This is a genomic window from Vibrio sp. D173a (genome assembly GCF_030248475.1).
The window spans coordinates 20,991-32,846 of sequence record NZ_JAHGAH010000257.1 but is presented as its reverse complement, the minus strand read 5'-3'; the positions used below and the strand labels follow the sequence as shown (position 1 = coordinate 32,846).

At 47.4% G+C, this 11,856-nt stretch carries 8 protein-coding genes and 3 pseudogenes; 1 reads left to right on the top strand and 10 read right to left on the bottom strand.

What is annotated here, in order from left to right:
• Positions 1 to 3 precede the first annotated feature (3 nt).
• From KIV40_RS22800 to KIV40_RS22755, 10 genes and pseudogenes are all read right to left on the bottom strand, one after another.
• Positions 4 to 243 (bottom strand): hypothetical protein, encoded by a 240-nt coding sequence (locus tag KIV40_RS22800; protein WP_005431118.1) that lies wholly within the window; start codon positions 241 to 243, stop codon positions 4 to 6.
• Positions 244 to 391: 148 nt separating this feature from the next.
• Complete coding sequence (locus tag KIV40_RS22795; protein ID WP_285351452.1) at positions 392 to 874, bottom strand: SRPBCC domain-containing protein; 483 nt, start codon at positions 872 to 874, stop codon at positions 392 to 394.
• 106 nt (positions 875 to 980) lie between these two features.
• Entirely contained in the window at positions 981 to 1,550 is a 570-nt protein-coding gene (locus KIV40_RS22790; RefSeq protein WP_285351451.1) for a membrane integrity-associated transporter subunit PqiC, read from the bottom strand.
• Complete coding sequence (gene pqiB, locus KIV40_RS22785; protein ID WP_285351449.1) at positions 1,550 to 3,196, bottom strand: intermembrane transport protein PqiB; 1,647 nt, start codon at positions 3,194 to 3,196, stop codon at positions 1,550 to 1,552. The genes KIV40_RS22790 and pqiB overlap by 1 nt, the downstream gene beginning before the upstream one ends.
• Entirely contained in the window at positions 3,189 to 4,520 is a 1,332-nt protein-coding gene (locus tag KIV40_RS22780; protein ID WP_285351447.1) for a paraquat-inducible protein A, read from the bottom strand. The genes pqiB and KIV40_RS22780 overlap by 8 nt, the downstream gene beginning before the upstream one ends.
• Before the next feature lie 132 nt (positions 4,521 to 4,652).
• Positions 4,653 to 5,657: a substrate-binding domain-containing protein gene (locus KIV40_RS22775; RefSeq protein ID WP_285351455.1), complete on the bottom strand. Its 1,005-nt coding sequence runs from the start codon at positions 5,655 to 5,657 to the stop codon at positions 4,653 to 4,655.
• A gap of 190 nt (positions 5,658 to 5,847) precedes the next feature.
• Positions 5,848 to 8,940, bottom strand: a pseudogene (locus KIV40_RS22770) (beta-galactosidase).
• Between the two features lie 90 nt (positions 8,941 to 9,030).
• Complete coding sequence (locus KIV40_RS22765; protein WP_285351445.1) at positions 9,031 to 9,162, bottom strand: hypothetical protein; 132 nt, start codon at positions 9,160 to 9,162, stop codon at positions 9,031 to 9,033.
• A 19-nt stretch (positions 9,163 to 9,181) separates the two neighbouring features.
• Positions 9,182 to 9,907: a MalM family protein gene (locus KIV40_RS22760; RefSeq protein WP_285351443.1), complete on the bottom strand. Its 726-nt coding sequence runs from the start codon at positions 9,905 to 9,907 to the stop codon at positions 9,182 to 9,184.
• A 69-nt stretch (positions 9,908 to 9,976) separates the two neighbouring features.
• Positions 9,977 to 10,714, bottom strand: a pseudogene (locus tag KIV40_RS22755) (carbohydrate porin); the annotation flags it as partial.
• Between KIV40_RS22755 and melB the strand changes: the two are divergent.
• Positions 10,620 to 11,849 (top strand): annotated as a pseudogene (gene melB / locus KIV40_RS22750) (melibiose:sodium transporter MelB); the annotation flags it as partial. The pseudogenes KIV40_RS22755 and melB overlap by 95 nt on opposite strands.
• Positions 11,850 to 11,856 lie beyond the last annotated feature (7 nt).

Here is an 11,856-nt window from a genome sequence, read left to right as displayed (position 1 = left end):
TTACTAGCTTACTAGGTAAGAGGCTTCCAATAGGTAAGTCTTTACGTCACCAAGTGAAGCAAATGCTGCATCGATGGTCTTAAAACGTTCATCGATAGAGCTACTCGAAACGATCTGGCTAAATGTATTCAGCGAGAAAGCCTCGTTTGCTTTAAAAAACTGGTGTACGTTTTCCAGTTGAACTTTATGGATATGTTCGACCTTGCTTAAAGCAGCGGTAAGATCTGAAATGTTAATCGACATTGCTAATTTAACGCCTTTCTCTTGGCCCATAGGCCATAGGATTGGAATTTCTAATTTTCGCTAAGGATATCTTAAGCGGTGTGTCTCAAATATGATTGAGATCAGGCCGAGTGCATTTATTGAGCATTGGGTTTGAAAGGCCAAAGCACTATTTTTCGCAATGACCATGAGATTGACGGCATAGTTCTTCCAACCATCTGAGGTGATACTTCCTTAACCGCCTTGGCGCAAAGTACTTCGTTAGCCACGTGCTTCCGCCGCGTTGGGTGCTCTCTGTAATAATACAGCAACCGTGCTTCGTCGGTTCTAGCACCCAAGCATGGTACATATCGATACTTCCTTTTTTCCCTTTCCATGCTAAGCGTTGGTTCTGTAAATACTCTACGACGGTGCACTTCACTTCAAATCCAGAGGCCTTCCAACGAAACATAGTGTTTTTACATAAGGTGTTGTCGCCATTAAGGATTTGAACCATGGTTTTTGCACGTCGCCATGCTGGCCATTCTGGCGCTCGTACTAAATGTTGCCAAACGACTTCAGGAGGCTCTGGGATTTCAATTTGGCTACGAACATGAATCTGGGCATGTTTGGGGTGGTAATAATCTGGCCAGATAACTTCCGATTTATTCATCTCGGTGGTTCCTAATAGCTCTTGTTCTTATTAGCTTAGGAGAGTGTGGCGTAAAGTGCAGAAACGCTTCGCCCACTCAGAGAACTGAATGGGCGAGGAGGGGGGATTATAGTTGGGCTGCGATTTGGTCTGTCAGGTTATTCAAACCCACTGACAGCGCATCGACAAGTGCGTCATAGCCATCATCTTGCAAAGGCATGTTGATTTTGACTGGTGCGCTATTTTTCACTTTGCCGTTTTCATCGACAATCAACCATTCACCTTCAATTTCAGCGTTGCCTTGATAGCTACCATTAAACTTGCCCAGTGAAAGTAAAAGTTTGCTTTCACCACTTTGGTCAAGCAGGTTATTTACTTCAACTGGCCAGTATTGGCTTTGCTTGCTGCGCAGCTCGTCAATAATACGTTGTGTGATTTGCTCAGAGATATTGTGCGCCCACTGATTGTGTTTCGCTTGAACGATTTTTGTTTCAGAGGTTCGATATACGATACCGCTGTCAGCAAGGTAGCTAGCAAGCTCTACAGGGCGAACCACCAGCTGTGGACGTTGAGCAATCGCGGTGTCACTTACCTTAGCAGAACTTGCTTCCGGTAAGACATACAAAGCGCCAGAGTCTTCAGGTGCACTGCTACAACCTGCCAGAAGGGCAGAGATCAATAAAAGTCCGCGTTTCATTATTTTTGCCCTCTAACTGGGGTTGGATCGTTGACTTCATCTTCACCGAATACCAACGAGTTTGGTTTTTCATTCAACTGCTTCAGAACCGGTTTAAACTCAGTCATCACTTGCTCTAGTTCTTTCAACGTCGACTCCATTTCACTGTACATAGTGGAGTTCGGGCCATAGCCATCCAACGTTTTTTGTAACTGCTCCAAGCTCTTACGAATATCCGCTGGAATTGCTTTAGTGTCTTCTTGGTTAAGGAGACGATCCACGCTATTCGCTACGCGTTCTGCCGAAGCCAGTGTTTTTTCTGAGTTCTTCAGTGTCTTATTCAGTGAGTTCAACGTGTCTTCCATCGGTAAACTGTTCAGCTTAGTGAGGAAGTCATTGACTTGGCGTTGAACTTGGGCGAAACCACCTTGCTTCGTTGGGAATACATCATAGTCTTCAAACTTGCTTGGCACATATGGCTCTTCATCTGGGTAGAAGTCAGTGTCGATGTACAGCGCACCGGTCAACAAGTTACCAGTTTTCAGTGTGCCACGAAGCCCCTTAGCAAACTCTTCTTTAAGCTTCTCTTTGAACCTTGGTAGTTGGCTAGATGGTAGGTTTTCATAAACGCGACCGAGCTCAATACGCACAAGTACTGGGATTTTCTTCGCTGAGAAATCTTCTTCAGGTGTTGGCATACGCATCGGCACTTTCATTACCGTACCGATACGAAGACCGCGGTATTCAACCGGTGCTTTCGCTTTTAGGCCTCGGACTGATTCTTCAAACATCATCACAAATTGGATGTATTCGTCGTACATGCCTTCGCGTACTTGCTTCACATCATCGAAAAGACGGAAGTGCAACATGTCCTCAGTGACTTCATCTCCAGCATCTAAACCAGGTACAGTATCAAAAGTAACTCCGCCTGTGATTAGGCTTTCTAACGAACCAAATTTCACCTCAAAGCCTCCCGCATTCAACTGCAAGTCAACGCCAGATTTTAGCCAAAAGTGGGTTTTGGTGCGCACTAAGCTGTCATATGGTTTGAAAATAAACAGTTGGTATAGTGCACGACGAGTTTCGACATCAAAGCTGGTTGTTTCCACTCGGCCTACGGTAAAGCCTTTGTAGATAACGGGATCGCCAACACCAAGTTTTCCGGCTTCACGGTGAGTTAAAACGATACGCAGGCCTTCTGCATCGGGAGAGGCAACGGGTGGAACGTCAAGCACATCAAAGTGCTCTTTTTCTACCTTGGAGTTCCCCGGTTGCAATTGAATATAAGCGCCTGATAGTAGTGTTTCTAAGCCAGATACACCTTCGCGACCAATACGTGGTTTCACCACCCAGAACATAGAGTCCTCACGCAGCATGCGATCGGCGTCTTTGTTCATTTGTGCGGTAGCAATGATATGGTCATAGTCTTCGCTAAGTTTGACGTCAGTGATAAGGCCCACCTTTACGTTCAGAGCTTTGATTTCGGTTTTGCCGACTTCAATGCCTTCCGCTGTAGGAAGTTTTAACGTGATCTCTGGTCCTGTGCTGTTGATGTATTGGAACAGCATCCACGCTCCCATCGCTAGCGCAAGGATCGGGATGATCCAAATCGCAGAGACCTGCTTTTGAGGTTTTATTTGAGCGGTTGCGTTGTTCTCATCACTCATATTTGGCTTTCTCAGTTAATTTATTGTTCATTGGCTCCTGCGCTTCGTTTTGTGGTAATTGCCACAACAAACGCGAGTCAAAAATCATTGCAGAGAGCATGGTTAGTATGACCACTGCAGCAAATGAGAGTGCAGCTGGACCAGGGTAAATCGCCATTAGGTTTTGCAACTGTACGAGCGCAACCAAAATCGCGACAACAAAAATATCAATCATTGACCAACGACCGATAAATTCTGTAATTCGATAGACCTTTAAACGGGAAATGCTTTCTTCCGGTGGTAAGTACTGTGCTTTTTGAGCGTTGTAGTAAAGCCACGCCAATGCCAGCATTTTTGCCATAGGGATAAACACGCTAGCGAAGAAGATAACCGCTGCAATAGGGTAAGAGCCCAGCTGCCAAAGGAGAACCACACCTTCCATGATGGTGGAACCTTCGGAATGACCAAGGCTCACGGTATACATCATTGGATATAAATTGGCAGGAATGTAGAAAATGACCGCTGCAAACAGTAAAGCCCAAGCTTTCTGCATGTTATCTTTTGGGTTGTATCTGTGCACTGGGCTATCACAACGAAGACACTTTTGGTGCTTTTTATCTTCAATTGGATTGAGTTGATGGCACGTGTGGCAACCGATGTGGTTTTCGTTATGGTGTGTGTCACCTTCTTTCACGTTTGGTAATTCAATCGCAGGAATAAAGTGTCCCCATAGCCAACTCTTGTCGACCATCGAAATGCACTTCACCACCAGCACGGTGTACACACAGAATGCCCAGAATGAGCTGCCCATGCCGATTTCTGCCAGCGAGGCAATCTTAATCAAGCTCACCAAAACGCCAATCAAAAATACATCAACCATCAGCCAAGGCTCGACTCGGAATAAGAGTCGACACAGCGTTTTCGCCATGCGGATTTGTTTTTTCCCTAATGGGTGCTTGAGTGATTTTAAGGCTTCAAGGTGAAGAAAGAGGATCAAACCAACATAGATAGCAGGTAACACGACCACTGTCGCGAGCAGTAACGCACCGAGAAGCGCGTTATGAAATTCCGCCAACATCTTCGCCGCGTGCATTAAGGTGATCTCTTGGGATAAACCTTGAACGCTAAACGACATAAACGGGAAAGAGATGCTCAAAACCAACATGATCAGACACGCAACCGACACAGCGATAACGCTTTGATACGGCTTGGCATTGACTTTGGTTAGCGAATGCTCACAGCGAGGACATTGGGCTTTTTGACCTTGTTCAATATCAGGGATACGAACGACCAAGCCGCACTCCTCACAGGAGATCAGTTGACGTGAATTAGGTTGAGTGCTCATTCAGTTATTATTTCGTACTTTTAATAACTAAGAATAACTCTTTTTCTTCTTAGACGCTTGTTTTTGCGGGGATGTTTTACAAGCTTCTAACCTGTTTAAATAAAAAAACAGCCTCGGAGACTGGTTTGAGCTTTATTTGATACTGCCAACGGAAGAGCGTCTGACCAAAATTGGCATGAACAATTTGTGTTCCGTACGTTCTGTTTCTTCGTTATTGACCAACTGAAGTGAGAGCTTTACTGCCTCGTTGGCCATCACTTGAATTGGGTAGCGAATGGTCGTTAGGCGAGGGTAGATGTAGCGCGCGATATGACCATCATCGAATCCAATCACTGACATGTCTTCAGGAATACGGATGCCATTCTCCTGCAGCAAGGTCATGCAGCCCGCAGCCATGTAGTCGTTGTAGGTAGCAACAGCAGTGATGGGGGTGTTCTTCGCCATCAGGTTTACCATAGCTTGCTCGCCGCCGGTTTCATCTGGCTCGCCGTACTCGATGTATTCTTCACGAATCTTGATGCCGTTATTTCGCAGAGCATCAAGGTAACCTTCGCGACGATCTCTTGCATCTTCAATATCATGACCAGAGCAGATATAGCCGATGTGTTCGTGTCCATTGCGAATCAAATGCTCAGTGGCAATGTAAGAGCCTTTGCGGTTATCCAAAGCAATACAACGTGAAGCGATGTCTGGCACGATACGGTTGATCAGCACCATGCCCGGAATTTCATTGGCGAGCGTGGTTAACTCGGCATCCGTCATGCCTTTGCTGTGTACGACCAAAGATTCACAGCGGCTGTTGATCAACAAGTTGATCGCGTTGCGCTCTTTCACGGCATCATGATAGCCGCTGCCAATCAGAAGCTGTTTCTCTTGTTCACTGGCTATAGTGTCGATGGCTTTGACCATGGTGCCAAAAAAGGGCGCAGAAACGTCGTTCACCAATACCCCGATCGCGTTGGACGATTTACTGACCAGTGCGCGCGCATTGGCGTTCGGGCGATAGCCTAGTTTCGTCATTGCTTCTTTGACGGCGACAATCGCGGATTCACTGGTGTGAGGTGCGTTATTGATGACGCGAGACGCGGTTGCAATGGATACGCCAGCTTCTTTTGCGACGTCTTTGATGGTAGCCATAGGGAACTCAGGATCTGAAATTTGCTTCATTTAACAATGCACAGCGGATGAACTCAAACACCCAATTGAGAATAGTGGCGGTGTATCAAGCTTTTAAAGCAAATCGAACCTAGCTTGAATAAAAAATCCCCAAGCCGAAACTTGGGGATTAAGCCACACTGACGTGTTTTATGTTAAGGGTATCAATCGATTACTGAGCGGGTTTAAACGTCACTTTGTAAGCGTATTGATTGTCCGTTAACTGGAATTCCTTGTGCACACTTGGGCTCCAAGAGTCATCACCGCCAACGCCCATGTGTTTATGATCTAGGCGCACGTAAATCTTCTCTTCTGCGACCAAATCATTGGTGTGTTTCGCTGCTGCTAAGTGCTGCTGAGCGTACTGACTCACACTGAACTGGAAGTCACCCGAGATTTCTAACTCATTCACCTTCAACCATTGCGTACCGCAGCGCAGACCGCTATCGGTAGGGAAAATGTATGGCGTGTGCAATTGCTCAAGTGTTTGTGTGTGCTGGCCGAAGCGCGCCGCTGCCAAACGGTCTGGGTAGTTTTCAAATGGCCCTAAGCCTTGCCATGTAATCGGCGCGTTTTGCTCGTTCAATGGCAGTTCAAGTTCCAAACCGATACGTGGCATTGGTGGTAAATCATCAGCCAATTTCACGTCGACAGATAATGCCATCTCACCGTTATTGCTCAGTGTGTGCGTCCAAGTCGTGATCGCTTGTACTTCACCATTAAAGTGGTAAGCGAACGTCGAAGTCACCTTCACCGCATGCGCTAGGGTTTCACTGTGGCAAGCGACGCATTGACGTTCCCATTGGCCGATACCCGCCATGTCCCAACGGCACATCCAAGCGTTTGGATCGACGTTGTCGATTTCGCTCACGCCGATGTCGTTGTCTAGTGGTGCACGGAAGAAGTTGTCTTGTGGTGCCGCGAGCATTTGTGCTTCGCCATCGACACGCCAGTCGGTCATCAAGCCAGTTTGGCTATCCCAACGCCATTGATGTTTTTCATCTACGCTAGACACCAAAACGGCGTTGTCTTGCTGCGTTAGCATTGGCGCTGGTTGCGTTTCTAATGTTGGTAGAGTAAGGCCTGCTGTATTGCGTAGTGAAATTTGCTCAGAAGCGACTAGGTGTTCTGCGTCTGCCCAAGGCGTTGCAGCAATCAGAGTAATGTCGGTATTTAAGTGATATTGCGCTTCCGCTTTTGGCGTGAAATTAAGGGCAATCTCAATGCTTGCTTGGCTGTCGGCTTCTACATTAAGCGTGAGCGAACCCGTTTGGATAACTTTGCCATCTTCCAACAGAGACCAGTTCAATTGCTCATTATCGGTTGCGCGGAACAAGTTCTCGTTAGTCACCAATAGCGTGCAAGCGTCTTTGGTTTGTTCTTGCAGTGATACGGTGATCATGCGTTGGCAGTATTTTGCTTCTTCCAATGTTGGATGAACCTTGCGATCTGGGAAGATCAAACCGTTGATGCAGAACTGACGGTCATTGATTTCATCACCAAAGTCGCCGCCGTAAGCCCAGAAGTGTTGGCCGTTTTCATCCCATTGGCTCAAGCCTTGATCGACCCAATCCCAAATAAAGCCACCTTGTAGGCGAGGATAATCGCGGAACGCATCCCAGTAATCATTAAAGCTACCCAGACTGTTGCCCATTGCGTGTGCGTATTCACACAAAATCAGAGGACGAGTTTCGTTTGGTAGTGATACCCATTTCTTGATTGCCCATTTAGGAACAGCTTCGTCTTCGATGACCGTGTTCACGCGCGCGTACATTGGCGCAATGATGTCGGTTGCCGTGGTGTTTGAACCGCCGCCTTCGTACTGCACTGGGCGAGAAGGGTCGTAGTTTTTAGACCAAGCGTACATCGCATTGTGGTTGCTGCCGTGACCGGATTCGTTACCTAAAGACCAGATGATGATTGAAGGGTGGTTCTTATCGCGTATCACCATTTGGGTGTAGCGGCTCATGTAAGCGTGCGCCCATTGTGGATTGCTCGATAGGCGGTTCATTGGTTGCATGCCATGAGTTTCGATGTTCGCCTCATCACACACGTACAAGCCGTATTGGTCACACAGTTCGTACCAACGAGGGTGGTTCGGGTAGTGCGCCGTGCGTACCGCGTTGAAGTTGTATTGCTTCATCAAGCAGATGTCGCGGATCATGTCTTCTTCTGTCATCACATGACCAAGCTCTGGGTGATGTTCGTGACGGTTCACGCCGCGGATCAACAAAGGCTTACCGTTTAGCTTCAATTGGCCATCGGTGATTTCGACTTTACGGAAGCCCACAGGGTACGCTTCGCTTTCTAAGTGCGTGCCATTTTCATCCAACAGTGAAACGACTAAGCGGTAAAGGTTCGGTGTTTCCGCCGTCCATTTCTTTGGCTCGCGTACGTACAATGTTTGGAATACCACGTCATCCCACGTACCACGCTCGTCGATGCGGCGGTTGTGTGGGCGGTCGATACGTGGCTCTGTCACAGCTTGTTCACCGTCAAACAGCTGCACTTGAACTTGGTAGGTGTCAGGCGAAGAAATCGAAGTTACAACCGACAGTGAACCATCGCGGTAACACGCGTCTAAATCTGGTGTGATGAACACATCTTCAATGCAGTGTTGTGGTTTAGATAGCAAAGTCACGTCGCGGAAGATACCACTTAGCCACCACATATCTTGGTCTTCTAGGTAACTGCCATCACTCCAACGAATCACCATGACGGCTAGGCTGTTGTCACCCGCAACAAGGTAAGGTGTTAGGTCGAATTCAGAAGGCAGACGGCTATCTTGACTCTAGCCAACCCAAGTGCCGTTACACCAAAGGTGGAAAGCCGAGTTCACGCCATCAAAGATAATGCGCTGCGTATTGGCTAAATCTTCTGCTGAAAGTGACACTGTAGTGCGGTAGCAGCCCGTTGGGTTATCACTTGGTACAAACGGCGGGTTTACTTCGAATGGGTATTTCACGTTGGCGTAGATAGGCTTGTCGTAACCTTGCATTTGCCAGTTTGAAGGGACAGTAATCTCATCCCAGTCTTTGTCATTGAATTGTGACTCGATGAACTCGCCGTCAACTTGCTCTGGCGCATCAAACAGTTTGAATTTCCATTGTCCGTTCAGCGATTGACGCTGGGCTTGAATACCGTCGCGGGCATGGTCAATATCACGGAAACTGGAAAGAGGGCTGTGAGCCTTAAGACAGTGAATGTTCACTGATTGCGGGTTTTCCCAGTCGCGTCTTTGGAGAATTTCTGAAAATGCCTTCATGGTTTTCCTACTTAACTTTTTGTTTCTAATCTTGTTTCGCTACGGAGTTTGAGCCCGTAGCGAGAGTGTCTTTGTTCTTGTTGTGAAGTGTTACTTCGCTAATTGCTTCACGAGATAATCTTTTGCTTGGGTAAAGCCTTGCTCAGCTGCTTGGTTGGCAATCGCCGCAGCTTGTTTTACGTCGTTGTCTTTGAGCGCTGCATCGATTTGAGATCGGTACAACGTCCATTCATCTTGTGCTTCAGGCGATGCGGCAGGAGTTAACTCTGCTTTTTCGGTGTCGTTGGTTTGTGTGCCCAATTCCGCCAAAAAGCGTTAACACCGCGTTGCTGTCAGAGGCACTCGCCGTAACATCAATAACGCCAAAAGGTTGGAACTGAGCAGTGAGCGGAAGCTGTTTACTGCCAATGACGTTTTGTGTTTCTGCGTAAACTTCTTCTGGGTGCTTACGAGTCAATTCGGTGCCAAGCAGTGTCGAATCTGAAGCGACGACCACGTATTTCGCGCCATTAAGTTGTGGGTTCACCGTGATCACTTGTTCAACACGTTCTAAGCCGCGCATGCCCGTTGTGTGGTAGCTAAAGTCTTTTGCTGAGTAATCGGATAGAAGCTGCCATTTCGCGTCATAAATAAGAACGTTCGCAGCAAATAGCGCATTGTTATCAACATAAGAGCGAACAAGCAGCGCGAATGGTGCGTCAGAAGTGATTTGGTAGCTCATCACAGGGAGCGGTTTGGATGAAGCAGAATCTGAAGAAAGTAAAACCGCACTGCTCATGCTTGGCAGATTTGCATCTATAACCACCTGCTGGTGGAAAGGAATCGACAGGGCGGTCAGAGGCAAAGCATCTAACGTTGAGCAACATTGTGGTTGGCTCAAATCGGTATTGAAGGTTTGATCTGGTAATCCACTGCACGCGCCAAGAGACAGAGCCATGAATAGAGTTGCTAGCGGTTTTAGTTTCATCTGCGTTGTCCTTTGTGGGGTGAGCGTATTACTCACCCCGTTGGGTTCATAAATAGTAGCGGGTTTGGATTACCACCATGTTTCGACGTTAAAGCCGAAGGTGATTTCGTCGACGTTTTGTCCACCAGTACTGCGAGCGTGGCCATAGACTTCGCCGCCACGGTTCCACTCATCGGTTTTCTCTGAGTAGGTCGCGAACAAGCGCAATGATGGACGAGCCCAAACGCCTTTGCCTGCTTGGAACATTTGCGCCACCGTCACTTTGTACATGTCGTTGGTGCCAGCGCCGTTTTGTGCTTCTACTGATTCGTAGCCAACTTCAAGTGCGGTTGCCATGTATGCTGTCCAGCTGTATTGAGGGCGAGCACCCACGCTGAACCATTTCTCACCTTCGTTGTTATCCAGGTTTTTGTCTTGGTAAGCGATGGAGTACATCACTTGGAAATCTTCATTCACGTTAAGATCGCCAGAGTTGAAAATACGCCAGCTGTAACCATCGTGCTCAACGCCTGTGTTGTATTTACGGTTTGAGCCGCCTTCAGCACTCATCAAGCCGCCCGCAAGCGCATCCGTACCGTATTGGAAAGCGAATGTGTTTGAACCAAAGTTCCAAGCTTGACGGTAAAGTGCAGAAAGCATGGCGCCAGAAGTGGTGATGTCACTTTCGTCATAACTAGAGTTTTGCGTGAACACGTAGTTCAAACCGACCGTAATCTTCTTAGCCGCTCGTATTATTGATGCGATTACTGACCCAATGATGGGTGTGATCGTGGATAACACGCGCTCAAAATTCGGCAAATTCCGCCCTTGGATTGTGATTGTTACGTTATTAAACGCAGTAGTACTGGTTGGCCTTTTCAGTACTCACATGTTTGAAGGTACTACGCTTTACATCTACGCAGCAGCGGCATACATCCTTTGGGGTCTAACGTACACCATTATGGATATCCCTTACTGGTCAATGATTCCGGCGCTATCAAGCTCTCGCCAAGAACGTGAAAAGTTGGTGGTATGGCCACGTTTGTTCGCGAGCCTTGCATGGTTCATTACTGGTACTTACGGTCTGCACATCGTGGGCGAGCTAGGTAATGGCAACCAAGGCGACGGCTTCTTCAATGTTGCGATGCTGATTGCGGTTCTATTTGTAATGAGTGCATTCTTGATTGCTCGTAACGTAAAAGAGAAAGCAGCACCAGCTAACGCAAAACCAGCAGAGAAATTCAGCTTCAAAGACGTTTTGACTATCATCGGTAAAAACGACCAGCTTAAAGCGCTAATTGGCACGGTTCTGTCTTTTCAAATTGCGAACCTATTGGTTGGTGGCTTCGCGATTTACTACTTCTCTTACGCACTGGGCAACGCAGAACTATTCCCAGTTTACATGGCGGTTGCAGGTGCAGCAGAAGTGGCGGGCGTGTTCTTGTTCCCTCGTATCGCTTCTCTATTACCACGTAAGCTCCTATGGCCTATCGCTTGTGGCTTCCCAATTCTGTCTTGCGTACTTCTTCTATTGATGGGCTTCATCGCTCCAGCTAACGCACTAATGATTGGTATGGCGGGTGCGGCAATTAAATTTGGTGTGGGTATCGCGAACGCGCTGCAAACTGTAATGCTGGCTGACGTTGTGGATTACGGCGAGCACAAAACAGGTCGTCGTAGCGAGAGCGTTATCTTCTCAGTGCAAACCATGCTTGTGAAATTCGCAGGCGCAGCAGGTGGTTTCATCGTGGGTGTTGGTCTGTCTGTTGTGGGTTACGTACCAAACGTAGAGCAATCAGCAAGCACCATTATGGGTTTAGAATTTATGATGATTGGTCTACCTGCCATCATGATGACCATCAGTGGCGTGATTTACCAACGTTACTACCATCTACACGAAGGCTTCAACAAAGAAGAAGCTGAGCAACAAACTCAAGTTGAAAGCGTTCCAGCACAAGCATAATCGCTAC